A 25138-nucleotide genomic window follows, 5' to 3' on the forward strand; every position below is an offset into this window, starting at 1 on the left:
GGTAGATGGCTATGGAACGCTCTTCTTTGCGCTTTGACGAGGCAAAAGGCCCTAAGCTGTTGCCTCGTTTTGTCGTTTATGTTGCCCTGGCTACCGGCCTGATGGTGGCTGATTATCGCTTTTCATTGATGCAGCCTGTGCGTGCGGCGGTAATGCCCATGCTCTATCCTGCTCAATGGCTGGCCAATCAACCCGTTCAACTTTATCAATATTTTGCCGACCTCTCCCAGTCCAAATCCGAGCTTTTGGAACAAAACCGCCGGCTTTTGGAAGAAAATGGCTGTCTGAAAATCGATTTGCAGCGGGATAAAGTCAATACCGATGAATTGCGCGAATTGAAAAAACTGTACGGTTTGCAACAAAAAAGCATCCACAATGTTATCGGCGCAGAAGTCATTTCCAATGGCAAAGATCCGCTTTCCGAAAGACTGATTATCGGCAAAGGCAGTCAAGACGGCTTGAAAGTTGGCGATGCGGTCATCGATCAAAGCGGTTTGATCGGCCTGTTGACACAAGTCCATACACAAAGCGCGGAAATCGAGCTGATCTCAAGCGGACAAAGCATTGTCCCCGTCGCCGTCAGCCGCACCGGTGAACGCAATTTGGCATACGGCAATGGCAGCGGTTTGGATTTACGCTATTTCCCAACCGGCTCGGACTTGAAACCCGGCGATGTTCTGCTGACTTCCGGCTTGGACGGTACTTATCCGGCGGGGATTCCCGTTGCAACCGTCAGCAAGGTTATCCGTGCATCAGGAACGCCTTATTACGATACGCAACTGACGCCTTTGGCCGCTTTACGCAGCAGTCGTTTTGTCTTGGTACTTTCTTCCGCCCCTTCTTCACCACGCTGATTTCATGAACGATTTTGACGATTCTTACCGTGCAGTACCGCTGCACATCATGGCGACCAGTCTCATCGTGATGATGATACTGGACTTTATGCCGTTTTCCTTTGACGGATTCTTCTGGCTGCCTGAAATGACGGCACTGATGTTGCTGTATTGGTCATTACACCAGCCGCAACGCGCAGGCATGGGACTGGCTTTTGCCATCGGTCTGATTGTCGATGCAGCAACCGCCGCGACTTTGGGCTTGCACGCCCTGTCTTACGTCGTGATGACTTATTTCATCTTAAACCGACGCCGCCAAATCATGCTGTACGGCCACATTATGCAATTGGCCGCCGTCTTGGCTGCCCTGCTTCTTAATCAGGCCGTTTTAACTGCTGCCCGTTTGTTCCTTAATCATCAGGTCATCACTTTGCAAGGCTTTGTTGCCCCATTTGTCGGCGCATTGCTTTGGCCGATACTCAGCCAGCTGATGCTGATTGTGACCCGTATTTACCGCGCGCACTGAAAAGATGAAACCGATTCTTCCACGCCGTCTTTCCGGTGGCCAACATATCCAAAAGCCTTCCGCCCAGGCAGCACAAGCCGACGCTTTATTGCGCCTGCTCGTTGCTTTTGTCCTGATTGTCATCTTCTTTTCCATTTTGCTGGCGCGGTTCTTTTACTTACAAGTAACCCAACACAATGAGTTTTCCGGTCAAGCATCGAGCAACCGCATCACCCTGATTCCAACACCGCCCGTACGCGGAGAAATCGTCGACATCAATGGCGTTCCTTTGGCCAAAAACTATCCCGTCTTTTCGCTTGAAGTTATTCCCAGCCGCATCGAAGGCAAGATGGAAGATGTCATTGAAGCATTGAAAAAATACGTCGATATCACGCCGACAGATTTAAAACGCTTCAAAAAATACCGCGAAAGCTATCGAAAATTTGAAAATATCCCGCTCAAGCTCAGGCTGACCGATGAAGAGGCTGCACGCTTGTCTGTGCATCTGCGCGAATTCAAAGGCGTAGAGGTCAATTCACGCACATTCCGCGAATATCCTTACGGCAAGCTGACTTCCCATTTTTTAGGCTACATCGGCCGTATAAGCGATAAAGACAAAGAAATGCTGGAAGAAGAAGGCCTGACCGCCCTCTACCGCGGCAGTACGCACATTGGCAAATCCGGCTTGGAAAAATATTACGAACACCAGCTTCATGGCGTTCCAGGCTATCAGGAAGTCGAAAAAGACGCTTACGGCAATATCGTCCGCGTATTGAAAAATGTCCCGTCCAAAATGGGGCAAACTTTGCGCCTAGGGATGGATATCCGTATGCAGCAGGAAGCAGACCGAATCTTGGGCGACCGCCGTGGCGCATTGGTAGCCATTAATCCGCAAGACGGTACCGTCTTGGCTTTTGTTTCCAAACCTTCTTTCGATCCCAACCTCTTTATTGACGGCATCGACAGCGATACTTGGAAAATGCTGAATGACGATTGGAAAAAGCCTTTGATCAACCGCGTTACCCAAGGCCTCTATCCGCCGGGCTCTACATTCAAACCCTTTATGGGCATGGCTTTGTTGGAAAGCGGCAAAATCACTCAAAACACCATCGTCCCTGCACCCGGCGCATGGAGCATACCCGGCAGCCGCCATATTTTCCGCGACTCTGTCCGCAGCGGTCACGGCTCGGCCAACTTGAGCAAGGCCATTCAAGTATCCTCAGATACCTTCTTCTATCGCTTGGGTTACGAAATGGGTATCGACAAAGCCTCTCCGTATCTGGCGCAATTCGGTTTCGGCCAAAAAACCGGTATTGACCTGCCTAGTGAATATGTAGGCGTTTTGCCCAGCCGCGAATGGAAGGCCAAACGCTTTGCCAAATCTTCCGACCCGACTGCCAAAGAATGGCGTGCCGGCGAGATGGTTTCCGTCAGTATCGGCCAAGGCTACAACGCCTACACGCCTTTGCAAATGGCACATGCGACAGCATCTCTGGCCAACAACGGTGTTGTCCATCAGCCGCATTTAGTCAAAGAAATATTGGATTTCGGCGCGCGCAAAATTACCCGCATCAATCCTAATCCCGAACGTCAAATTCCGTTTAAAGCCGACAACTTCGAATACGTCAAACGCGCAATGGAGAAGGTATTGAAACCGGGCGGTACGGCACACCGTATCGGTGGCGGACTCGCTTACACAATGGGCGGTAAAACCGGTACGGCCCAAGTCGTACAAATTAAACAAGGTGGCCGCTACAATGCCGCAGCCCTACGCGAACAACACCGCGACCACGCATGGTTTATCTCGTTTGCGCCATTGGAAAAACCTGAAATCGCCATTGCCGTTATTTTGGAAAACGGCGGCTGGGGTGCGTATGCCGCGCCATTAGCCCGTGAAATGACTGATTTTTATATGCTTCACGTCAAGCCGCAACAGTTTTCAGACGGCCTCGAAACAGATTCGGCCAAAACTGAAAAAACTGATAAACATCAGCCTATCACCAGCATTTTCCAATCTGCCTACGAACTGACGCCGACAATCCCTGCCCCACAGCCGGAGGTTCATCATGAATAACACATCAGCGTGGAAAACGTTCAAATCCACCATTGCAGCTCCGATTGACCCTTGGCTGTTTTTTGCCATGCTCGCCATCTACATCATGAGCCTGTTTTTGCTCTATTCTGCAGACGGGCAAGAGTTCGGCCAATTGGAAAACAAAACCATCCATACCGTTTTGGGCTTTGCCCTGTTATGGATTATCGCCGTATTCAAGCCGCAAACGGCCGCCAAAGTTGCCCTGCCTGTTTACATTGTCGGCGTATTACTGCTGATCGGCGTCGAAGTTGCCGGCGTTACCGTCAACGGTTCGACCCGTTGGCTGAGTCTCGGCTTTACCCGTATCCAACCTTCCGAAATCATGAAAATCGGCATTCCCATGACTGTCGCGTGGTATTTCCAACGCTATGAAGGCCGTCTGAAATGGATACATTATATTGTCGCCCTCGTGCTGATTCTTGTTCCTGTCGCCCTGATTTTGAAGCAGCCCGACCTCGGTACGGCCGCGCTGATTATGGCTTCAGGCATTTTTGTCATCTTTTTTGCCGGATTGCCCTGGAAAGCCATTTTTGCCGCCATTATTGCCTTTGTGGCCGCCCTGCCGCTCTTGTGGAACTACGGCATGCACGACTACCAGAAAACCCGCGTCCTCACCTTGCTTGACCCAACCAAAGACCCGTTAGGCGCAGGCTACCACATCATCCAATCCATGATTGCCATCGGCTCGGGCGGCGTATGGGGTAAGGGCTGGCTCAACGGCACGCAAACCCATTTGGACTACATTCCTGAATCAACGACTGACTTTATTTTCGCAGTATTCGGCGAAGAGTTCGGCCTGATCGGCAATATCCTTTTACTGCTGGTTTACCTTATCATTTTGGCACGCGGATTGTGGATTGCCGCACAAGCGCAATCCCTTTACAGCCGTACTTTGGCAGGCGCATTGACCATGACCTTCTTCTGCTACGCCTTTGTAAACATGGGCATGGTCAGCGGTATTTTGCCCGTTGTCGGCGTCCCCCTCCCCTTGGTCAGCTACGGCGGTACGGCTACGCTTTCCATCATGGTGGTGCTGGCCCTGTTGATGGGTATCGCCAACGAACATAAAAACCTCCGCCGCCGTAATATGGACAACGACGACCTGACTGAAAGCAAGGAATAATATGGAATTAGGTGTAGAAATCGGCAAACTTCTCGTTGCACTTCTTGTACTGATCAACCCCTTCAGCGCACTCTCGATTTATCTTGACCTGACGCAAGACCACAGCACCAAAGAAAAACGCAGAATTGCGCGTACTGCCGCACTGGCCGTTTTCATCGTGATCGTCGTCTTTGCGCTGGGCGGCGGTATCTTGTTGAAAGTACTCGGCATCAGCGTGGGCTCTTTCCAAGTCGGCGGCGGCATTTTGGTTTTACTGATTGCCATCTCCTTGATGAATGGCAACGACAATCCGGCCAAGCCCAAAATCGACCCCAATTCAGAAGAGCATCACCATGCGCAACAAGTCCGCCGCAATGAAAAAGCCATTGCCGTCGTCCCCATTGCCATTCCGATTACCATCGGTCCCGGCGGTATTTCTACCGTCATCATTTACTCCTCTGCCGCCAAAAATTACAGCGATATTGCCCTGATTATCATCTCCGGCTTTCTGGTCAGCCTGATTTGCTATCTCATCCTGATCGTTGCCGGACGCATCAGCAAACGCTTGGGCACGACCGGCCTGACCATCCTCAACCGCATTATGGGCATGATGCTTGCCGCCATTTCCGTAGAGATTATTGTTGCCGGCTTAAAATCTATTTTTCCTCAACTGGTCGCTTGAAGTACAATTATTACAATAAAAGGCCGTCTGAAACATTTTCAGACGGCCTCATAAAAACATAAAAACAAAGGAGCCAACCATGTTTCACAGCACCTATGTCTTCACCGGAGAAACCATTTACCGCCGACCGGCGCAAAGCTATACCGAGTTCACCGACGAATTAAACCGCCTCCAAACCCTTCAGCAAACCTTCGCGCAATCAAGCATTACCGAGCGCACCGCCCTCTTACAGCAATTTGCTGACAGCCTCGCCCAAAACCAAGAACGCCTCGCCGAAATGGTTTGCGAAGAAGTCGGACGCTGCCTGCACGAATGCCGTGCAGAAATCAGCAAATCCATCGAGCTTATCCGCTACTACGTCCGCCTTGCCCCCGAGCTGCTTGCCCATAAAACCATCGCCACCCAAGCCAGCCTCAGCCAAGTCCGCTTCGAGCCTTTAGGCGTTGTTTTGGCGGTCATGCCGTGGAACTATCCTGTTTGGCAGATTTTACGATTTGCCATCCCAGCCCTGTGCGCCGGCAATGCCTGCGCGGTCAAACCTGCACCCAGTGTTGCCCGCGTCAGCGAAACCCTCTTCAGCCTCGTCCCCAAAGATTTGCCGCTTATCGGCGCATGGTTAAACCATGAAGACACGCTTAAAGCCATCGAAGATACCGATGCCATGGCATTCACCGGTTCGACCCATACCGGCCGACTGCTGGCTGCCCATGCAGGCAAACATCTGAAAAAAACCGTCCTTGAACTGGGCGGCAGCAATCCGTTTATCATCCTGCCCGACGCCGACCTCCAACGCGCAGCCATCGACGCCTGCTATTCGCGCTTCCGTGATGCCGGACAATCCTGCAACGCCGCCAAACGCATCATTGTTACCCAAGATATTGCCGAACAATTTATCCCGCTTTTCCTTACCGAGTGTGCCAAACCACAAACCGGCAATCCTAAAGACCCAAACACCACCCTTGCCCCGCTTCACCGCCAAGACCTGCGCCAAAACGTGCACGAGCAGGTTCAAGATGCGGTTGCACACGGCGCGCAATGCTTGAGCGGTGGCTATATTCCTGATGGACAAAGCTGGTTTTACCCGGCTACCGTCTTGGATCAAGTCAATCCAAACTGCCGCGTTTGGCATGAAGAAGTCTTCGGCCCGGTTGCCATGATCTTACGCGCCGACAATCCGGAGCACGCCGTCGCACTTGCCAATGACACACCCTTCGGCCTCGGCGCCTGTATCTACACAGCCGACACGGCAAATGCATGGAAATATGCTGAAAAAATCCAAGCAGGCTCTGTCTTTATCAACCGCCACACCAGCAGCAACTTGCGCCTTCCCTTTGGCGGCGTCAAAGCTTCAGGCTACGGACGGGAGCTATCCGAATTCGGACTGTACGAATTCGTCAACGTCAAAACCTATTGGCAAAAATAAACCGTTTCATTCACTCAGGCCGTCTGAAAACCTAATTTCAGACGGCCTGATGTTTTTTAAAGACTGGCAAAAATGTTGTATTTAAACCTATACCGATTCCGCAAAATCAAAGCGGCTCAAAAATAAGCAACCTATCTTAGAAAGCAATTTATATTTCCACGCCCATTTTGAATCGGCAGCTTGCCATGTTCATCATTTCAGCCGTTTCATTAAACCCTCTATAAAATATGCGACAAACAAAAATGCCGTCTGAAATACAACTTTCAGACGGCATTTTCAATCAAATACTACTTACCGGATTACAATTTCAAACCGGCCAGTTTAGCAGCATACGCATCCAAATCGGCGATTGGACGGGTAGCCACGCCACTTTCCATTGCCGCTTTAGCAGTAGCTGTAGCAACGCGAGGCAACAGGCGGGAATCGAATGGGGTAGGAATCAGGTATTCCGCACCGAATTCAAATTTCTTACCGTAAGCGGCAACCACTTCTTCAGTTACCTCTTCCATCGCCAAATCAGCCAAAGCGTACACGCAGGCACGTTTCATTTCTTCGTTGATGGTGGTCGCGCCGACATCCAATGCGCCACGGAAGATAAATGGGAAGCACAATACGTTGTTCACTTGGTTCGGGAAGTCTGAACGGCCGGTACCGATGACCACATCCGGACGGGTTTCTTTTGCCAATGGAGGCAGGATTTCCGGATTCGGGTTTGCCATGGCGAACACGATTGGTTTTTCGTTCATGGTGTTCAGCATTTCAGGCGTCAGCAGGTTTGCACCGGACAGACCCAAGAAGATGTCTTTACCTTTAACGGCATCGGCCAATACGCGTTGGCCGTTGTCTTCAATGGCGTAGAACTGTTTGGACTCGTCCATACGGTCTTTGTCTTCGCGGGTTTTGTAAATCACGCCTTTGGAGTCGCAAACGGTCACGTTTTCGCGTTTCAGACCCAAATCCAGCAATTGGTTCAAGCAGGCAATCGCGGCCGCACCTGCGCCGGAGCACACCAAAGTCGCTTCTTCAATTTTACGGCCGGTATGACGCAAAGCGTTCAACACAGCGGCGGCGGTGATGATGGCGGTACCGTGTTGGTCGTCGTGGAATACGGGGATTTTGCAGCGTTTGCGCAATTCGCGTTCGATGTAGAAGCACTCGGGCGCTTTGATGTCTTCAAGGTTGATACCGCCGAAAGTCGGTTCCAAAGAAGCGATGATGTCCACCAGTTTTTGCGGGTCTTTTTCATCGATTTCGATATCGAATACGTCAACACCGGCGAATTTTTTGAACAATACGCCTTTGCCTTCCATAACAGGTTTGCCGGCCAATGCGCCGATGTTGCCCAAACCCAACACTGCGGTACCGTTGGAAATCACGGCAACCAAATTGCCTTTGGCGGTGTATTTGTAGGCATTTTGCGGATCGGCATGGATTTCCATACAAGGAGCGGCTACGCCCGGAGAGTACGCCAACGCCAAGTCTTTAGAAGTAGCCAGAGATTTGGTTGGGGTAACGGAGATTTTGCCCGGCACGGGGAATTCGTGGAACTGCAGGGCGGCTTCTTTTAATGAATTTTCCATTTGTCGATCCTGTTTGCGAGAGAGAGAGATTTTACAGCGAACAAGTCTGAAACGGGCTGCTTCAGACATTTAAACTTCTAAAGTCGGTTTGTTAACAGACCGGCTTTGTAAGAGGCCGTAATTTTATCATGTTCTTTTGGTGGCGCATACCGATATTTATTACATTTGTTTTGATATTTCGTTTTATTTGGTTTTATGCCTAAAAACTTCTGTAATAATATTTCTTTACCACATTACTCTTCTTTCAGACGGCATTTTATTTAAACTTAAACATTCAATCCAAAATGACTGTCTAGCGCGGTTTCAATCTGATTTTTTACCGCATCCAGACTTTGGCTGCTGTCGATGACGGCATAGCGTTCCGGCTGTTCGTTAGCACGTTGCAGATACACTTCGCGCACCCGATTGAAAAACTCGGCTTCTTCTTGTTCAAAGCGGTCTTTCTCACGCGTTTGGTTGATGCGCGCCATTGACACTTCCAAAGGCACATCCAACAGCAAAGTTAAATCTGGGCGGAAATCGCCCTGCACCCAATGTTCAAGCGTGGCAATATCTTGCAAGGGAACGCCGCGCCCGCCGCCTTGATAGGCAAACGTTGCATCGGTAAAGCGGTCGGAAACGACATGCGTGCCGTTTTTCAGGGCAGGCAGAATGACTGTTTCCAAGTGTTGCTGTCTGGCTGCAAACATCAGCAGGGTTTCTGTACGCAGGCTGACTTGTGTGGCAGGGTTGAGCAGGATTTCACGCAATGCTTCTCCGGCCGGAGTACCTCCCGGTTCTCGCGTAAACAATACGGGCAGTTTGTGTTTCTCAAACCATGCTTTCATTACAGCAAGGTTGGTGGATTTGCCTGCGCCGTCTATGCCGTCAAGGGTAATAAATCTGGGTTTCATATGAATATCGTCAATTTAAAGGCCGTCTGAAACAGGATTATAAATGTTTCAGACGGCCTATTCGGTTTATTTCTTCAAAATATATTTGCGTACAGCGGCGTTGTGTTCAGAAAGATTATGGCTGAACTCGCTCAGGCCCGTACCATCCATTTTTGAGACGAAATACAGATATTTTTCATTAGACGGATGACCCGCCGCCTCAAGCGCGGCCTTGCCGGGAAGCGCAATCGGCGTCGGCGTCAAACCGCTGCGCGTATAAGTATTGTAAGGCGTATCGCGTTGCAGGTCGGCTTTGCGGATTCTGCCTTTATACGCATCGCCCATGCCATAAATAACGGTCGGGTCGGTTTGCAGGCGCATGCCGATATTCAGGCGGTTGACGAATACGGCGGCCACATGGGCGCGGTCGTCTTCGTGCGCGGTTTCTTTTTCAATCAGACTCGCCATAATCAGCATTTCGTACGGATTTTTATAAGGCAGGCCGCTTTGACGGTCGTCCCATGCTTCTTGTAGGTTTTCCCGCATTTTACGGTAGGCGATTTTATAAATTTGAAGATCGCTGCCGCCGGCATCAATTTCGTAACTATCCGGGAAAAACTGTCCTTCAGGATTGCTGCTCAAGGCATCAGGTGCCACTTCGGCCATCAGTTTTTCATCGCTCCAGCCGCGCGTATCATGGGCAATATCGGCAGTGTTGTCGATAATACGGCGCATTTGTGCAAACCGCGCACCCTCTAGAATTTGCACGCTGACCGAATCAGGACGGCCTTTTTTAATGCGTTTTAAAATGTCCCAAGCCGATACTTTGGCAGACAGACGGTAAGAGCCGGCATTGAGTTGGTTGTGCACGCCCATCACATATGCGGCGGCTACCAATACATAACGGTTATAAACAATGCCGTCTTGAGCCAGCTTGCGGCTGACGGAAGAGATACCTTGATTCTTAGCAACGGTAATACGGTATGGTTTGCCGTTGTTTTTCGGAACAAACAACAATGCGGCAACCACGGCGGCAAATGCCGTCAAAAATACGGCCAGCCATTTCAACAATTTTTTCAACATGGTAGGATTCTTGGTTTGTGAACGTGTCGGGCGACAGTATAACCGAAAACAAGCATATTAAGCCTGTCGCATTCCCCAACGTATGTTTTCCTATCCCGAAAGGCCGTCTGAAACCATGAATTCTCCTTCAAAAAACACTTGGCAAAACGGCCGTTGGCTGAATGCACGCCAAACTCATTCGCCCAATTTTAGCCCGCGCGAACCGGATGAAGACGTCTCTTTGGTTGTCCTCCACAATATCTCCCTTCCTCCTTTTGAGTACAACACGGGGGCGGTGGAAAAATTGTTTACCAACCAAATCAACCCTGACGAGCATCCTTTCTTCAGCATCATCCACACCTTGCGCGTTTCCAGCCATTTTTTCATCAGCCGTGAGGGCGAAACCGTCCAATTCGTTTCCTGCAACGACATGGCCTATCATGCCGGCGTATCGTCGTTTCAAGGCAGAGAAAAATGCAACGCCTTTTCCATCGGTATTGAATTGGAAGGCTGCGATTTCGAGCCTTTTACCGAAGCACAATACACCAGCCTGCAAGCCTTGTTGACCGCCATTTCCGAGCATTATCCGATTCAGGCCGTTACCGGTCATCAGGACATCGCGCCGGACAGGAAAACCGATCCTGGACATTTCTTCGATTGGCCTCGCCTTCAAAAAGCAGGTTTCCCCGTCCGACACGGATAACTTTCAGACGGCCTGAACACTGATTGGCAGACATAATGCTGTCACAACCGTTTATTTTCGTTATAATTCAGCTATTCATTCGGACGCATAAAGTCCGGCTCCAACGAACTGCCCGCGCAGCAAGATTCCGCACCCTGAAAAAGACGGAATGCTGCCTTTTTAAAAAGTGATTACTCCATGATTTTCATCGTCTTAGCCCTCGCCGCCCTTTTGGCGGTCATCGGTTACAACATGTACCAGGAAAACCAATACCGCAAACAAGTGCGCGAACAATTCGGCCATTCCGATAAAGATGCACTTTTGACCAGCAAAACGAAACACGTCCGCGACAGTAAAGAAACCGGCGGCCAAGGTTTGTTTATCAAGAAAAACAAAAAAAATGAAGAGGCATTGCGCAACCTGCAGGAACAAGATGAAATCTACGCGGCCAAAGCCAAACTGGCCCACCCTGCCCAACTGAAAACCGATGTCGAGCTGACTGTGGAAGACGACTTCTCCACAGAAGAAAAAGTCCAACACACCGTTATCGGCTTGAACAACGAAATTACCGTAAGCCCAGCCGAAGCCACTTCCACTCCGGTAGAAACCGCAGCCGAACCCGTGGCACAAGTACCATTGATCAGTCTGGACGAATTATCTCAAGTCGAGCTGCCTTGGTTTGATCCCCGCTTCGACTACATGGCCTATATCTCCCTGAAACAAGCCCAAGAATTGCATGCCCTGCCGCGCCTTTCCGCTACCCACCGCTTCCAAATCATCGGTTGCACCATGGACGACCATTTCCGCGTTGCCGAGCCGATTCCAGGAGTTTACTACCAAGGCTTCGTCATGGGCCTGCAAGCTGTCAGCCGCAACGGTTTGGCCGCACGTGAAGAGTTGCAACACTTCGACCAACAGGTTGATGCCTTTGCCCAACTGATGGACGGCAAAGTTTTGCATACCGACTTGGACGCGTTCACCGAAGTCGCACAAGCCCTCGACCAATTCTGTGCGCGTGTTGACCAAACCATCGCCATTCACTTGGTTTCCCATTCCAACATCAGCGGCGTAGAATTGCGTGCCGCCGTGGAAGAAACCGGTTTCAAATTGGGCGAAGACGGCGCGTTCCACTTCGGCGACAACAACAACCCTCAATTGTTCTCCATCCATACTTTGGACAACAAACCGTTTACCAATCCTTTGCTGGACAACCAAGCCTACCGCGGCTTCAGCATGCTGCTGGATATTCCGCACGTTCCGGCCGGCGAAAAAACTTTCGACAAATTCATGGACTTGGCAGTCAAACTTTCCGGCCAACTCAGCTTGGATTTGGTTAACGACCAAATGGAAGAAGTTTCCACCCAATGGCTCAAAGACGTACGCAACTACGTTTTGGCCCGTCAGGAAGAAATGCTTAAAGTCGGCCTCAAACCCGGCAGCAAACAAGCCCTGCGCCTGTTCTCTTAAACTTCCCCAATCAAAAAGCGGATATGCAATGACGGCATATCCGCTTTTTTCAGGTAAAATCCCTTCATCTTCAATATTCATCAATTTTCAGACGGCCTCTCTATCATCAGGCCGTCTGAAAACTCTATTCCGATTACACAATGAATCCGACTGAACAACGTATCAAATACCTGACCGACCTCCTCAACCGCTACGCCTACGAATACTACACCCTAGATGCGCCCAGCGTACCCGATGCCGAATACGACAAATTGTTCCGCGAGCTTGAAGCATTGGAGCGAAACTACCCCGAGCTCAAACTGCCCGACAGCCCAACCCAGCGCGTCGGCGGCGAACCTCTGGCAGGCTTTGCCGAAGTGCGCCACGAAGTACCGATGCTGTCGCTGACCAACGCCTTCTCGCCACAAGATGAAAACGGCGTGTTCGACCATGCCGAAATGTATGCTTTCGATGAGCGCGTGCGTGGCGGTTTGAACGGAGAAAAACCGGAATACGTTATCGAACCTAAATTTGACGGTCTGGCCATCAGCCTGCTCTACCGCGACGGCGTATTGATTCAAGCAGCAACCCGTGGCGACGGCACCACAGGCGAAGACGTTACCCAAAACGTCAAAACCGTATCCAACATTCCCCTGCGCTTGCATGGAGAAAATATTCCCGAACTTATCGAAATACGCGGCGAAGTATTGATGCTCAAAGCCGATTTTGCCGCCTTAAACGCACGACAGGCTGAAAACGGACAAAAACCTTTCGCCAATCCGCGCAATGCCGCCGCCGGTAGTTTACGCCAACTCGATTCGCGCATTACAGCACAGCGCAAACTGCATTTCTTTCCCTATTCCATCGCCCGACAACAAGGCGGTTTTATCGCAGAAGAACACCTGCAAGAGCTGAGCTATTGTAAAGAACTCGGCTTCAGCCTGCCTGACGGTAATTTCGGCTGTTTCCCCAATATCGACAAAGTATTGGCGTTTTACGAGCAAATGCAGCAAAAACGCCCCACTCTACCATACGAAATCGACGGCATGGTGGTCAAAGTCAACAGTTTGGCGCAACAGCGCGAACTCGGCTTCATCTCACGCGCGCCGCGCTGGGCCATTGCCCACAAATTCCCTGCCGAAGAAGCATTGACCATTGTCGAAGCCATTGATGTACAAATCGGGCGCACCGGCGCAGTAACCCCGGTTGCCCGCCTGCAACCTGTATTCGTCGGCGGTGTTACCGTTACCAATGCTACACTGCACAATCAAGATGAAGTGTCTCGAAAAGACGTACGCGTTGGCGATACCGTTGTCGTACGCCGCGCCGGAGACGTGATTCCCGAGGTGGTGCGCGTAATTTTCGAACGCCGCCCAATGCAGGAAACCAATGTTTCCGTTTCAGACGGCCTGCAAGACGATTTGTTTGCCGAAACACCTTCTGAAACCCGAGCTGAACCGCTGCACAAACCCTACCGCCTGCCCACCCATTGCCCTATCTGCCGCAGCGAAATCGAACGCGAAGAAGGCGAAGCGGTTGCCCGATGCAGCGGCGGTATGCTTTGCCAAGCACAACGTGCGCAAGGTTTGATCCACTTCGCCTCACGCAAAGCCATGGACATCGACGGACTCGGTCAAAAACAAATCGAGCAGCTTGTAGCACAAGACCTCGTTCGCCATTTTGCCGACCTCTACCGCCTCGATATCCCAACCCTGCAAAAAATGAAGGAAACGGCGGATAAAGCGTCAGCTAATGAGGAAGAACCATCAAACAGTGAGATTGAAGACTTTGAAAGCGAGAGCGGCAATGCCCTGCTTAGCAAAAACAATAAAAAACAGCCGACCAAATGGGCGGAAAACATCCTCGCAGGCATAGAAGCCAGCAAAACGCCTGAACTTGCCCGCTTCCTTTTTGCCCTCGGCATCCGTCACGTCGGTGAACGCACCGCCAAAACGCTGGCGCAGGCATTCGGCACACTGGAAAACGTCCGCCATGCACCTGAACCCATCCTTGCCTGCCTGCCCGATATCGGCACGGTGGTTGCCCGCTCCATCTCCCACTTTTTTGCCCAAGAAGCGCAACAGGCGATGATAGACGAGCTGCTGGCTGTAGGTGTTGCCCCGCAAAGCCAGGCTGTTACCATCCCGCCGCTGCGCCATGCCGAGCCGCAACGCTGGATTGCCCGCCTACCCGATTTTAAAATCAGCGAAACCAAAGCACTGGCCTTGTGGGAACTTGCCGGCAAAAGCATAGAAGGTTTGCAAAGCGATAAAGCGTTGCCTGCCGATTGGCAAACCTGGCGCAGCAAACCGCAAAACGCAGCCCTGCTTGAAAATATGAAAACTTTCTTTGCTCAAACGCTGTCTAATCTTCAAGATGAAACTATTTCAGACGGCATTAACGAGGCCGTAGCAGGTAAAACCTTTGTATTAACAGGGACTTTACCCACGCTCAAACGTGACCAAGCCCAAGCCTTGATCGAAGCCGCAGGCGGTAAAGTTTCCGGTAGCGTATCTAAAAAAACCGACTACGTTGTCGCCGGAGAAGCAGCAGGCAGTAAATTGGAAAAAGCCCAAACGCTGGGCATAGCCGTATTGAGCGAAGAAGAATTGCTGTCGTTGCTGGGATAAGACAGTATCCATGAGCAATCCGCCTTTTAAAACCGACTGATACTTTATCATGTGGTATTATTGTTACATACGACTACATCTTTACACTTTTTGGGTATAAACCCATAGTTAAAATAGGATAATAATATGAAACCCATTAAAAAATGCGTCTTCCCTGTCGCCGGTATGGGCACCCGTTTCCTGCCTGCAACCAAAGCCAGCCCCAAAGAAATGCTGCCTATCGTGGACAAACCTCTGATTCAATATGCAGTCGAAGAAGCGGTTGAAGCCGGCTGTACCGAAATGGTATTCATCACCGGCCGTAACAAACGCAGCATCGAAGACCACTTCGACAAAGCATACGAGTTGGAAACCGAATTGGAATTGCGTCAAAAAGACAAACTGTTGGCGCATGTTCGCGATATCTTGCCTTCCAACATTACCTGCATGTACATCCGTCAAACCGAAGCATTGGGTTTGGGCCATGCCGTATTGTGCGCGCAGGCAGCCGTTGGTAACGAGCCTTTTGCCGTTATTTTGGCAGACGATTTGATTGATACGCCTAAAGGCGCGCTAAAACAAATGGTTGACGTGTATAACCAAAGCGGCAACAGCGTTTTAGGCGTTGAAACCATCGATCCTTCCCAAACCGGTTCTTACGGTATCGTCGAAGTCGAGCAGCTGAAAAACTATCAACGTATTATCAACATCGTTGAAAAACCCAAACCGGAAGAAGCACCTTCAAACCTCGCCGTTGTCGGCCGCTACATCCTGACTCCGCGTATTTTTGACTTGTTAACCAACCTTCCCCGCGGTGCCGGCGGTGAAATCCAACTGACAGACGGTATCGCCCGCCTGCTTGATCATGAGTTTGTCTTGGCTCATGCATTTGATGGCAAACGCTACGACTGCGGCAGCAAATTGGGTTACCTTGAAGCAACCGTGGCTTATGGTTTGAAACACCCTGAAACTGGCGAACAATTCAAAGAATTGCTCAAACAATACGCTTAAGCCCAGCCATTATAAAAAGGCCGTCTGAAATTTCAGACGGCCTTTTTCTACACTTATTTCTTCCAATATGCCGGAGTAAACAAAATTAAAACGGTAAAAATTTCCAAACGTCCCAACAGCATCACTGCCGCACACAGCCATTTCTGCACATCGCTCAGCGCGGCATAATTATGCGACGGACCGACTGCACCCAATCCCGGCCCTGCATTGGTAATACAGGCAATGACTGCCGTGAAGGCGGATAAAAAGTCCAAGCCTGCGGCCATCAGTAAAAAGCTGAATACGATGACCGTCATAAAGTAAATAAAAATGAACGACATAACGGTCAGCGCCATACGATCCGGAATGGAGTTGTTGTTGACCTTTACCGTACGAACCGCACGCGGGTGCAGCAAAATCAACATCTCGCGCAAGCTGAATTTGAACAACACCAAAGCGCGAACATTTTTAATACCGCCGCCCATAGAGCCTGAGCTTGCCAAGACATTCGACAGGAAAAACATCCACAACGACACAATCAGCGGCCATTGCGCAAAGTCGGCATTGGAAAAACCGCTGGCCAATCCGATGGACACAAAGTTGAAGCTGACAAAACGCAAAGCTTCGCCAAGGCTTTGGTACACGTCCTGCTGCCACAGATACAATGCCGAAATCAAAATACTGCCCGACAAAACCAGCAGCATGGTGCGGCATTCTTCATCCTTCCAATACACCCGCAAAGAGCGGTTGCCCAGCGCAGTAAAATGGCTGGCAAAATTAATACCGCCCCAGACAGTAAAAAACATCAACGTCCACTCGACTGCTACAGAATCAAAATAGGCAACGCTGTCATCATGTGTCGAAAAACCACCCAAGGCCACTGCCGACATCGCATGGCATAAGGCATCAAACCAACCCATACCGGCAATATGTAAGGATACAAAAGCCGCAGCAGTTGTCAGCGCATAGGCAAACCACAGCCGTTTGGCCACTTGCGAAATGCGGGGCGCCATCTTGCTTTCTTTATCCATACCCGGAATTTCCGCTTTGAAGAGCTGCGTGCCCCCCACGCCCAACATCGGCAAAATCGCCACAGCCAGCACGATAATACCCATACCGCCAAGCCAATTGAGCATGTGCCGCCAAAAGTTTACAGACGGCGCCAGCGTATCCAAGCCGGAAATCACGGTCGCACCTGTCGTCGTCAGCCCCGACATCGCTTCAAAAAACGCATCGGTAAAACTCATGGACGGCATATAGAAATAAATCGGCATTGCCGCCACGACAGCAAAAGCCAGCCACAGCATCAGTACCAAGGTAAATCCGTCGCGCGGCCGCAATTCACGGTTGAAACGCAGCGTCAGCACCCAAGTTACGCACGACACCAGCAACACAGTCAAAGCCGTATAGGCAAATACGAAAAACGCGCTGTCGTGATAAAAATACGACATCAGCGTCGGCACAGCCAACAGCAATGAAAACAACAGCCCCAGCTTGGATAATACATGAACAATCGGCATCACCTTGCTTACCGCACCGCCCAATCTGAAACCCTTATGCAGATACATCATATTCCTATCATCAGAAAACAAAATGTTTCAGACGGCCTCATAAAAAAGGCCGTCTGAAACCGCATATTTTATCAAAATGCCGCAATCCCGTGATAAAGAAAAACAAAAAACACTTGCCTGCTCTTTTTCTAGGAGTATAATGTTATACCATAACATTTACTGGAGAAAGAAATGAAACCCGATATCCACCCGGACAACTATCGTACCGTCCTGTTTTACGACAGCGGCGCAGACCAAGGATGGCTCATCCGTTCATGCGCCAATACCCACGGCAAAACCATGGTTTGGAAAGACGGCATAGAATATCCCCTCTTTTCGCTTGATACTTCTTCCGCGTCCCACCCCGTGTACACAGGCAAACAACGCAACGTCAATATCGAAGGCCGCGCCAGCAAGTTCAACCAACGTTACCAATCTATGATGTCTTCCTTCAGAAAGGATAAATAATGCAAATCCTCTCCTCCCTGAAAACTGCAAAAAAACGACACCGCGACTGCCAAATTGTCCGCCGAAAAGGCAAAGTGTACGTTATTTGCAAGAGCAACCCACGCTTTAAAGCACGCCAGCGTTAAGCGGCCCAACCCATATTTCAATGTAACTCTCTGAATTTTCCGCACTTTCGTTTACCTCTAGCGCAAGTGCGGCTTTTTTTTCAAACGGCATTAATCATTCATATCAAAACTACAACGAATCCTGCCATACTCCCGGAAACAGGAAGAAAAAGTAAATAATGGTTATCCCTATTGTGAAGCCATAAAGATATTTATAACATGCCGCTACATTCTCCCTTCAACACTGACCATAGGAGTCAAAAATGAAAGTAAAAGCCCTGCTTGCAATTGCCGCCGCCATGAGCCTCGCTGCCTGCGCCGCACCCGAAGCCCATCAACATGACCATGGTCACCGTCACGAGCACAATCATGACCACGGCCGTGCACACGATCATGATGCCCGTGTTCAATCATTCAGCTGCGAAAACGGCCTGTCTGTACAAATCCGCAACCTGAGCACAGATCAAGTTGAATTGCGCCTTGACGACAAAGTTGCCACCCTGTCTTCTGCCGTTGCAGGTTCGGGCGAACGCTATGTTGCCAACCAAGGCTTGTTCGGTAAAGGCGCCGAATGGCATCAAAAAGGCAGCGAAGCATTCTTCGGCTTCACTGACCCATACGGCAACAAAGTAGAAACTTCTTGCTCTGCCCGCTAATTTCTACTTAAAAATAGAATAGCTAAAAGCCGTCTGAAAACTTTTTCAGACGGCTTTTTATATCGGATAAAACGAAAGAGAAATATAGTTTCCGTTTAATGAAAAAATTCAAATATGAGGCTATTTGAAGGTTCAAAATACATCAAATAAGTAAGACCCTTTGAAAGGCACCTTCTCCGACAAAACATTATTTCAAAATCATTAAATATGTATCTAACTTAATTTAAAACTTTTTTCAAGATTTCTTTAAGGTTCTCATCATCTTCATCCAAAGTTAATTTTTCTGAAATATTATGAAGACAATGTTCCAAATCAATAGCTAAGGCTACTTGGTTTTGATAGGATAATTTTGGATAAAGTTCAAGTAAAACCCAATAAATGCATATACTATCATTTGAGTAAAAAATATTTGAAATGAATGGAAGTAATGTATCTTGTCTTTCTACAAAGATTTCAACAATTTCGCTAAAAATAGGAAAGTTGGCATCTCCCAACCACCCAGAGAGCCATTCTCCCATCTCAATTAATTCCTCATCGTTGCACTCCTTGATCCTTTTGCAAGCCTTGATGTCAAACTTATCTTTAGGGCGCATATGATACCTCATCGTTTTATTAAAGACTTTCAAACAAAGAATTGTAATGATTGATCTTAATTATAGACACATGATTATGAGTCATTCCTATATCCTCAACAAATTCTCCCTGACGTAAGAGTTATTTTGTGCAATTAAACTCCTACCCTGCAATAACTTGAAACCCTATCCTGCATTTTACCTAAATCACAAATCCCAATTCCCCTTCAAAATCTATTCGCTATACAAAACAGATTCAATAAACAAAGGCCGTCTGAAAACCTATTTCCAAAGTTTTCAGACGGCCTTTATCTTAGACCAAACAATTAAGCGTAATGTCTGTCTTCGCCTTTACCGTCAACGTTGTCGGCACAACGTTTACAGATGGTTTCATGGCCTGCAACTGCGCCTACATCGTGGGTGTAGTGCCAGCAGCGTTCGCATTTTTCGCCATCACTGGCTTTAGCGGTTACAGCAAGTTCATTACCTACTTTCACTTCAGCTTTAGATACCAGCAAAGCAAAACGTAATTCTTCGCCCAAAGTGTTCAGATAGTCGGCAATTTCTTCCGGAGCCGTAATTTCGGCTTCTGCTTGCAATGAAGAGCCAACGGTTTTGTCTGTACGCAAAGGCTCGATGGCGGCGGTTACCGCTTCACGGACTTCGCGGATTGCCGTCCATTTTTTCACCAGTTCGGCTTCAGCTTTTTCGTTGATTGGTGGGAACTCATGCCATGTGTGGAAGAGGACGCTGTCTTCTTCGCCGCCGCCGATGATGTCCCACGCTTCTTCGCCGGTGAAGCACAAAATCGGTGCAATCAAGAGAACCAAGCTACGCGTGATGTGGTACAGAGCGGTTTGCGCGCTGCGGCGGGCGTGGCTGTCGGCTTTGGTGGTATAGAGGCGGTCTTTCAGGATGTCGAGGTAAAACGCGCCCAAATCTTCCGAGCAGAAAGAAACAATGTCTTTTACAGCAAAGTGGAAGGCGTAGCGAGGATAGAAGTCGCCTGCCAGACGCTCTTGCAGCTGACGTGCCAATACCAAGGCATAGCGGTCAATTTCCACCATGTCTGCCTGTTGCACGGCATCTTCAATAGGATTGAAGTCGCTGAGGTTGGCAAACAGGAAGCTCAAAGTGTTGCGGATGCGGCGGTAGCTTTCGGTTACGCGTTTGAGGATTTCTTTGGAAATCGCCAATTCGCCGCTGTAATCGGTGGATGCCGCCCACAGGCGCAGGATGTCTGCGCCGAATTCGTTATAGACTTCTTGCGGCGCGACGACGTTGCCGATAGATTTCGACATTTTGCGGCCGTTTTGGTCAACCACAAAACCGTGGGTCAGAAGCTGTTTGTACGGGGCGCGTCCCATTGAAGAGGCGCAGCCGGTCAGCATGGAGGATTGGAACCAGCCGCGGTGTTGGTCGCTGCCTTCGAGGTAGAGGTCGGCAGGCCAGTCTAATTCTTTGCGCTGTTTCAAGACGGAATAATGGGTCGAGCCGGAGTCGAACCATACGTCCATCGTGTCGGAAAGTTTGTCGTAGTTTTCGCAATCTTCCGCGCTCAATAATTCGCTTTTATCGAGTGAGAACCATGCTTCGATGCCTTTTTCTTCGATGCGTTGTGCTACTTTCTCCAAAAGCTCGGCGGAGTTCGGATGCAGCTCGCCCGTTTCTTTGTGGACGAAGAAAGTCATCGGTGTACCCCAATAGCGTTGGCGTGAAACCACCCAGTCGGGGCGGCCTTCGATCATGGCTTCCAAGCGCGCGCGACCCCATGATGGGAAGAATTCGGTGTCATCAACGGCCTTGATGGCTTTGTCGCGCAGGGTTTTGCCGTCGCTTCCGGCTTTGTCCATACCGATAAACCATTGGCCTGTCGCGCGGTAAATCAGCGGGGTTTTGTGGCGCCAGCAGTGAGCATAGCTGTGTTCGATTTTGTTGCTTGCCAAGAGGTTGCCGGTTTCTTCCAGCCATTGCAGGATGACGGGATTTGCTTCCCAAACGCTCATGCCTGCGACGCGCGGCGTTTCACTGATGTATCGGCCTTCGGCGTTGACAGGGTTGTAAAGCTCGATGCCGTATTTGTTGCAGACTGCGTAGTCTTCCAAACCGTGCGCGGGGGCGGTGTGCACCAAGCCGGTACCGGCATCGGTGGTAACGTGTTCGCCGTTAAGCATGAGGATATCGCGTTCGAGGAACGGATGGTTCATGTGCAGGTTTTCCAGCTTGTCGCCGGTGGTTTCGGCAAGAATAGAAATGCCGTCTGAAAAGCCGTAGCGTTTGAGCGCGTCTTCTGCCAAATCTTTCGCCAATACCAATTTGCCTTTAGGCGTATCAATCAGTTGATACACCACGTCTGCGCCGGCTGAAACAGCTTGGCTCGCAGGCAGCGTCCAAGGCGTGGTTGTCCAGATGACGGCAAACGCATTGCCTTCGATACCTGCCAAACCGAATGCGGCGGCAAGCGCGGCATTGTCTTTAAACGGATAGGCAACGTCAATCGCAGGCGATACTTTGTCTTTGTATTCCACTTCCGCTTCCGCCAGTGAAGAACCGCAGTCCAAGCAGAACTGAACCGGTTTCGCGCCGCGGTAGAGATAGCCGGATTTGTAGATTTCGCCGAGCATACGCACGGTATCGGCTTCGGTTTTGAAATCCATGGTCAGGTAAGGATTGTCCCAATCGCCCAACACACCCAAGCGGATAAAGTCTTTTTTCTGACGGGCAATCTGTTCGGCGGCGTATTCGCGGCACAATTCGCGGAAACGGGCTTTGGGCATGTCTTTGCCGTGCAGCTTTTCCACCATCACTTCGATAGGCAAACCGTGGCAGTCCCAACCCGGTACATAAGGCGCGTCAAAACCGGCTTGGGTTTTGCTGCGGATAATGATGTCTTTGAGGATTTTATTGACGGCATGACCGATGTGGATGTCGCCGTTGGCATACGGAGGACCGTCGTGCAGGATGAATTTCGGACGGCCTTTGACGATTTCGCGCAGTTTTTGGTAGCGTTTTTGCTCGTACCAGCTTTTCAGCCATGCAGGCTCGCGCTTGGCAAGATTGCCTCGCATTGGAAACGGGCTCTCGAGCAGGTTTACGGTTTTACTGTAATCGGTCATTTTCTAATCTCTATTGTTGCGGTATTTCGGTTTCAGACGGCCTGATTGCTCATTTTAAAAAGAACAGGCCGTCTGAAAGAATTCAAAGGACTTATTGTAGCCCAATTGTCTTGATTTTATAAGCGTATAGAAGCGTTTCTATGGCTTCCAAACCCTCGCATCTTCCATATCTTGCAAAATTTGGGTTTTCAATGCCTCGATACTCTCAAATTTTTTCTCGTCACGCAGTTTATGCAGGAAACGGACGAAGATGCGTTGTCCGTACAAATCGCCGTTAAAATCGAACAGATGGACTTCCAGCTTTTGCGAACGGTTGTTGCTGACAGTGGGGTTAAAACCAAAGCTGGCCACGCCTCGGCGCGTACCGAATGCGCCGTCAGCTTCAACGACAAATACGCCGCTTAGCGCATAATGATATGGGGGAAGCTGGACGTTGGCGGTAGGCGCGTTGATGGTGCGGCCGAGTTTGTGCCCGTGTTTGACCTTGCCACTTAACACGTAATCATGACCCAACAGTTTTTTGGCGTATTCCAACTTGCCGTCTGAAAGGGCTTGGCGGACAGCGGTACTGCTGGTACGGATGTCTTCAACGATAACGGACGGTGTGCGCTCGGTTTGCATATCGGGCTGTTGTGCCAAAAGCTCGAAACAACCTTCACGGCCGGCACCGAAACGGAAATCGTCGCCAATCAACAAATAACGCGTGTTGAGCGTTTGGCGCAAAAGCTGGTCGATAAACGCTTGTGCGCTCATATCGGAGAAAGCTTGGTTAAAACGCAAGACCCAAACGGCATCCACGCAGCCGGTTTCACGCAAAAGGCGCAATTTGGTACGCAGCGGACTAATGCGGTAAGGCAGCTTTTTCCCGGCTTTGCGCGCAAAAAATTCTTTGGGCTGAGGCTCAAAAACAACAACGACAACAGGCAGACCGCGCCGGTCTGCCTCTCGTTTGAGTTTTTGCAGGATATGTTTGTGCCCGAGGTGTACGCCGTCGAAGTTGCCGATGGTTACGGCGGCTCCTTGCGGAAATTGGGGCGGGTGTCGCTGTCCAAGCCAGATGTTCATGGGTGGTGGGTAGTGTGTTTGAATAGGCGGCTATTGTAAACGTTATTGCCGTTTCAATAAACCTTAGGCCACCTGAAACCAATAAATATATGCTTTCAGACGGCCCTAAGGTTTGTTAATACCTTACCACCACCAAGGATAACGGCCAAACGGATAACCCCAATCGTCGTAATAGCGATAGTAGCGGGCTTCGCGCAGCTGTTCTTGGGAAATATAGTTTTGCCATGCCATTTTGTAGCAGGCTTGGAACATCGGATCGGAAACTTTGTCGATATATTTGAGGCGGAAGGCTTTTTGTTCCGCAGTTGCAGCACCGGGTTTGCCTTCTTCGTCAAATTTGCGGCGGATCAGCGCGGCAGTGTCCTGATCGCATTGGCCGGCAAGATGTACTTGAAGATCCTGCTCATAGCGTTTCTGCGCTTGGGCGCGTGCGGCTTTTTGCTCGGGCGTAGTGGCGCAGGCGGCAAGTAATGCGGCAGCACCAAACAATAAGGTCAGGCGGATAGGATTCATTGGATGTTTCCTTATACTCATATATGGCTATTAATGTACGCTCTCGTCTTGCAATGGGCAAGTGTGGCAACTTAGGAACACTTTATATTATTTGTTTTTGGCAGCAGGCAGTTGCATATAAAATATACTCTGTATGAATGTTTAACTCCAAACCCACTCAATGAACGCTGACAAACCGCCCCACTCCTACCGATTGCGCCACCACAGGCAACACACGCCGCCGTTTTGGCAGGCGGATCGCCCGTATCTGCACGAACACAATATTTCCGATGCCCGTTTCAGACGGCTGGGCTACATCATGGCCTTTCTTGCCGGTGCGATTAATGCCGGCGGTTACTTCGCATTCTCACGTTATACCTCCCACGTTACCGGCTCAATGTCGCTGTTGGCAGATGTTTTGTATCTTCAAGAATGGAGTGTGGCCATTATTGCCACAATCAGCGTGTTGTGTTTTGTTGCCGGTGCCGCGCATTCGGGTTGGGTGATTTTATGGACGCAACAGATGCGTTTCCGTGGCAGCTTTGGGTTTTCCATGTGGCTGGAAGCAGTTTATCTGTTGATATTCGGTTGGTTCGGTATTGCTGCGATGGAGTGGGATTTTGGCGGATCTGATTTTATTATGCCGTCTTTAGCATTGTTTTTATTGTGTTTTATTATGGGCATGCACAATACGGTTATCACGCTTCTTTCCGGCGGTGCCATCCGTTCCACCCACATGACCGGCACGGCGACCGACTTGGGCATTGAAATCTCACGCGCGCTTTATTACTCCAAACAGCATCATCCGCGCCTGCCGCACGTCCGCGTCAACAAACCGAAAATGTGGCTTTTAAGCGGCTTGATGCTGTCGTTTTTGCTGGGCGGCGTGGTTGGTGCATGGGGTTATCATCTGGTCGGCCATCATTTCGCCCTGCCCGTTTCCGCCGTTTTGCTCATACTGGGTGCGGGTTCGGTGGGATATGACGTCAAGGTCAGATTGAAATGGGCATTCGTCAACTGGTATCGCCGCAAGCAGAAAAAACGGAAAAAACTGTAAAAAACTTTGCTGGTTATTTCACGGCAAAACGGCCAAGTTGCCAGAAAAATGCAGAAATGCTTCAGAATTATGTTAACTGGCAAATATTTTCGTAATATCGGGTTAAACCCATTCTTTTGCGTTTCGGATATTGGGTATCATAAATCCGTAATGACCCACGCGGTTTTTATTCATTTT

At 49.9% G+C, this 25138-nt stretch carries 22 protein-coding genes; 14 read left to right on the plus strand and 8 right to left on the minus strand.

Annotated elements, in window-relative coordinates:
• Window positions 1-11 precede the first annotated feature (11 nt).
• The 6 genes from mreC (at window position 12) to ACTHRY_RS05810 (ending at window position 6640) form a co-directional block, all read left to right on the plus strand.
• Window positions 12-854, plus strand: a complete 843-nt coding sequence (gene mreC / locus ACTHRY_RS05785; RefSeq protein ID WP_049322896.1) for a rod shape-determining protein MreC — start codon at window positions 12-14, stop codon at window positions 852-854.
• 4 nt (window positions 855-858) lie between these two features.
• Window positions 859-1359, plus strand: coding sequence for a rod shape-determining protein MreD (gene mreD / locus ACTHRY_RS05790; protein WP_049322895.1), 501 nt, complete (start codon window positions 859-861; stop codon window positions 1357-1359).
• A 4-nt stretch (window positions 1360-1363) separates the two neighbouring features.
• Complete coding sequence (gene mrdA, locus ACTHRY_RS05795; protein WP_440374096.1) at window positions 1364-3412, plus strand: penicillin-binding protein 2; 2049 nt, start codon at window positions 1364-1366, stop codon at window positions 3410-3412.
• Window positions 3405-4556: a rod shape-determining protein RodA gene (gene rodA, locus ACTHRY_RS05800; RefSeq protein WP_036490427.1), complete on the plus strand. Its 1152-nt coding sequence runs from the start codon at window positions 3405-3407 to the stop codon at window positions 4554-4556. Before mrdA ends, rodA begins: the two co-directional genes overlap by 8 nt.
• A 1-nt stretch (window position 4557) precedes the next feature.
• Window positions 4558-5217 carry a MarC family protein gene (locus tag ACTHRY_RS05805; RefSeq protein ID WP_049322893.1) on the plus strand — a complete coding sequence of 220 codons (660 nt, stop codon included), beginning with the start codon at window positions 4558-4560 and terminating at the stop codon, window positions 5215-5217.
• Between the two features lie 79 nt (window positions 5218-5296).
• Complete coding sequence (locus ACTHRY_RS05810) at window positions 5297-6640, plus strand: aldehyde dehydrogenase family protein (protein WP_440374097.1); 1344 nt, start codon at window positions 5297-5299, stop codon at window positions 6638-6640.
• Between the two features lie 299 nt (window positions 6641-6939).
• Here ACTHRY_RS05810 and ACTHRY_RS05815 read toward each other — a convergent pair whose 3' ends face one another.
• The 3 genes from ACTHRY_RS05815 to mltG all read right to left on the minus strand — a co-directional run bounded on the left by ACTHRY_RS05815 (window position 6940) and on the right by mltG (window position 10175).
• Window positions 6940-8220, minus strand: coding sequence for a malic enzyme-like NAD(P)-binding protein (locus ACTHRY_RS05815; RefSeq protein WP_079453762.1), 1281 nt, complete (start codon window positions 8218-8220; stop codon window positions 6940-6942).
• 266 nt (window positions 8221-8486) lie between these two features.
• Window positions 8487-9113, minus strand: a complete 627-nt coding sequence (gene tmk / locus ACTHRY_RS05820; RefSeq protein WP_311475708.1) for a dTMP kinase — start codon at window positions 9111-9113, stop codon at window positions 8487-8489.
• Between the two features lie 66 nt (window positions 9114-9179).
• On the minus strand, window positions 9180-10175 hold the full coding sequence (mltG, locus tag ACTHRY_RS05825; RefSeq protein WP_003747285.1) for an endolytic transglycosylase MltG: 996 nt from the start codon (window positions 10173-10175) through the stop codon (window positions 9180-9182).
• A 115-nt stretch (window positions 10176-10290) separates the two neighbouring features.
• On the opposite strand from mltG, the gene ampD reads away from it, so the two are divergent.
• The 4 genes from ampD (at window position 10291) to galU (ending at window position 15902) form a co-directional block, all read left to right on the plus strand.
• Complete coding sequence (gene ampD / locus ACTHRY_RS05830; RefSeq protein WP_049322890.1) at window positions 10291-10857, plus strand: 1,6-anhydro-N-acetylmuramyl-L-alanine amidase AmpD; 567 nt, start codon at window positions 10291-10293, stop codon at window positions 10855-10857.
• 177 nt (window positions 10858-11034) lie between these two features.
• Window positions 11035-12303 carry a cell division protein ZipA C-terminal FtsZ-binding domain-containing protein gene (locus ACTHRY_RS05835; protein ID WP_049322889.1) on the plus strand — a complete coding sequence of 423 codons (1269 nt, stop codon included), beginning with the start codon at window positions 11035-11037 and terminating at the stop codon, window positions 12301-12303.
• Between the two features lie 140 nt (window positions 12304-12443).
• Window positions 12444-14912, plus strand: a complete 2469-nt coding sequence (gene ligA / locus ACTHRY_RS05840; protein ID WP_440374098.1) for an NAD-dependent DNA ligase LigA — start codon at window positions 12444-12446, stop codon at window positions 14910-14912.
• A gap of 126 nt (window positions 14913-15038) precedes the next feature.
• Window positions 15039-15902 (plus strand): UTP--glucose-1-phosphate uridylyltransferase GalU, encoded by an 864-nt coding sequence (galU, locus tag ACTHRY_RS05845; protein WP_440374099.1) that lies wholly within the window; start codon window positions 15039-15041, stop codon window positions 15900-15902.
• Window positions 15903-15955: 53 nt separating this feature from the next.
• On the opposite strand, the gene ACTHRY_RS05850 is transcribed toward galU, so the two are convergent.
• Entirely contained in the window at window positions 15956-17452 is a 1497-nt protein-coding gene (locus ACTHRY_RS05850) for a TrkH family potassium uptake protein (protein ID WP_440374100.1), read from the minus strand.
• Window positions 17453-17623: 171 nt separating this feature from the next.
• Between ACTHRY_RS05850 and ACTHRY_RS05855 the strand changes: the two genes are divergently transcribed.
• From ACTHRY_RS05855 to ACTHRY_RS05865, 3 genes are all read left to right on the plus strand, one after another.
• Complete coding sequence (locus tag ACTHRY_RS05855) at window positions 17624-17899, plus strand: type B 50S ribosomal protein L31 (RefSeq protein WP_003747294.1); 276 nt, start codon at window positions 17624-17626, stop codon at window positions 17897-17899.
• Window positions 17899-18024 (plus strand): type B 50S ribosomal protein L36, encoded by a 126-nt coding sequence (ykgO, locus tag ACTHRY_RS05860; protein ID WP_440374101.1) that lies wholly within the window; start codon window positions 17899-17901, stop codon window positions 18022-18024. The genes ACTHRY_RS05855 and ykgO overlap by 1 nt, the downstream gene beginning before the upstream one ends.
• A 242-nt stretch (window positions 18025-18266) precedes the next feature.
• Window positions 18267-18659, plus strand: a complete 393-nt coding sequence (locus ACTHRY_RS05865) for an MliC family protein (RefSeq protein ID WP_070822369.1) — start codon at window positions 18267-18269, stop codon at window positions 18657-18659.
• A gap of 218 nt (window positions 18660-18877) precedes the next feature.
• Here the strand turns inward: ACTHRY_RS05865 and ACTHRY_RS05870 are convergent, their stop codons facing one another.
• The 4 genes from ACTHRY_RS05870 to ACTHRY_RS05885 all read right to left on the minus strand — a co-directional run bounded on the left by ACTHRY_RS05870 (window position 18878) and on the right by ACTHRY_RS05885 (window position 23925).
• On the minus strand, window positions 18878-19252 hold the full coding sequence (locus ACTHRY_RS05870) for a DUF5071 domain-containing protein (RefSeq protein ID WP_440374102.1): 375 nt from the start codon (window positions 19250-19252) through the stop codon (window positions 18878-18880).
• Between the two features lie 305 nt (window positions 19253-19557).
• Window positions 19558-22347, minus strand: coding sequence for an isoleucine--tRNA ligase (ileS, locus tag ACTHRY_RS05875; RefSeq protein WP_440374103.1), 2790 nt, complete (start codon window positions 22345-22347; stop codon window positions 19558-19560).
• 138 nt (window positions 22348-22485) lie between these two features.
• Window positions 22486-23412 carry a bifunctional riboflavin kinase/FAD synthetase gene (gene ribF, locus ACTHRY_RS05880; protein ID WP_440374104.1) on the minus strand — a complete coding sequence of 309 codons (927 nt, stop codon included), beginning with the start codon at window positions 23410-23412 and terminating at the stop codon, window positions 22486-22488.
• Window positions 23413-23535: 123 nt separating this feature from the next.
• Complete coding sequence (locus tag ACTHRY_RS05885) at window positions 23536-23925, minus strand: hypothetical protein (protein ID WP_440374105.1); 390 nt, start codon at window positions 23923-23925, stop codon at window positions 23536-23538.
• A gap of 160 nt (window positions 23926-24085) precedes the next feature.
• Here ACTHRY_RS05885 and ACTHRY_RS05890 point away from each other — a divergent pair, with 160 nt between their 5' ends.
• Complete coding sequence (locus ACTHRY_RS05890; RefSeq protein ID WP_315611749.1) at window positions 24086-24961, plus strand: YoaK family protein; 876 nt, start codon at window positions 24086-24088, stop codon at window positions 24959-24961.
• Window positions 24962-25138 lie beyond the last annotated feature (177 nt).

This window comes from Neisseria sp. P0004.S004 (genome assembly GCF_051963335.1).
Taxonomy (GTDB): domain Bacteria; phylum Pseudomonadota; class Gammaproteobacteria; order Burkholderiales; family Neisseriaceae; genus Neisseria.

Coding starts and splice junctions, on each gene's coding strand:
- mreC (WP_049322896.1), top strand. CDS start 12: ATGGAACGCTCTTCTTTGCGCTTTGACGAGGCAAAAGGCCCTAAGCTG.
- mreD (WP_049322895.1), top strand. CDS start 859: ATGAACGATTTTGACGATTCTTACCGTGCAGTACCGCTGCACATCATG.
- mrdA (WP_440374096.1), top strand. CDS start 1,364: ATGAAACCGATTCTTCCACGCCGTCTTTCCGGTGGCCAACATATCCAA.
- rodA (WP_036490427.1), top strand. CDS start 3,405: ATGAATAACACATCAGCGTGGAAAACGTTCAAATCCACCATTGCAGCT.
- ACTHRY_RS05805 (WP_049322893.1), top strand. CDS start 4,558: ATGGAATTAGGTGTAGAAATCGGCAAACTTCTCGTTGCACTTCTTGTA.
- ACTHRY_RS05810 (WP_440374097.1), top strand. CDS start 5,297: ATGTTTCACAGCACCTATGTCTTCACCGGAGAAACCATTTACCGCCGA.
- ACTHRY_RS05815 (WP_079453762.1), bottom strand. CDS start 8,220: ATGGAAAATTCATTAAAAGAAGCCGCCCTGCAGTTCCACGAATTCCCC.
- tmk (WP_311475708.1), bottom strand. CDS start 9,113: ATGAAACCCAGATTTATTACCCTTGACGGCATAGACGGCGCAGGCAAA.
- mltG (WP_003747285.1), bottom strand. CDS start 10,175: ATGTTGAAAAAATTGTTGAAATGGCTGGCCGTATTTTTGACGGCATTT.
- ampD (WP_049322890.1), top strand. CDS start 10,291: ATGAATTCTCCTTCAAAAAACACTTGGCAAAACGGCCGTTGGCTGAAT.
- ACTHRY_RS05835 (WP_049322889.1), top strand. CDS start 11,035: ATGATTTTCATCGTCTTAGCCCTCGCCGCCCTTTTGGCGGTCATCGGT.
- ligA (WP_440374098.1), top strand. CDS start 12,444: ATGAATCCGACTGAACAACGTATCAAATACCTGACCGACCTCCTCAAC.
- galU (WP_440374099.1), top strand. CDS start 15,039: ATGAAACCCATTAAAAAATGCGTCTTCCCTGTCGCCGGTATGGGCACC.
- ACTHRY_RS05850 (WP_440374100.1), bottom strand. CDS start 17,452: ATGATGTATCTGCATAAGGGTTTCAGATTGGGCGGTGCGGTAAGCAAG.
- ACTHRY_RS05855 (WP_003747294.1), top strand. CDS start 17,624: ATGAAACCCGATATCCACCCGGACAACTATCGTACCGTCCTGTTTTAC.
- ykgO (WP_440374101.1), top strand. CDS start 17,899: ATGCAAATCCTCTCCTCCCTGAAAACTGCAAAAAAACGACACCGCGAC.
- ACTHRY_RS05865 (WP_070822369.1), top strand. CDS start 18,267: ATGAAAGTAAAAGCCCTGCTTGCAATTGCCGCCGCCATGAGCCTCGCT.
- ACTHRY_RS05870 (WP_440374102.1), bottom strand. CDS start 19,252: ATGCGCCCTAAAGATAAGTTTGACATCAAGGCTTGCAAAAGGATCAAG.
- ileS (WP_440374103.1), bottom strand. CDS start 22,347: ATGACCGATTACAGTAAAACCGTAAACCTGCTCGAGAGCCCGTTTCCA.
- ribF (WP_440374104.1), bottom strand. CDS start 23,412: ATGAACATCTGGCTTGGACAGCGACACCCGCCCCAATTTCCGCAAGGA.
- ACTHRY_RS05885 (WP_440374105.1), bottom strand. CDS start 23,925: ATGAATCCTATCCGCCTGACCTTATTGTTTGGTGCTGCCGCATTACTT.
- ACTHRY_RS05890 (WP_315611749.1), top strand. CDS start 24,086: ATGAACGCTGACAAACCGCCCCACTCCTACCGATTGCGCCACCACAGG.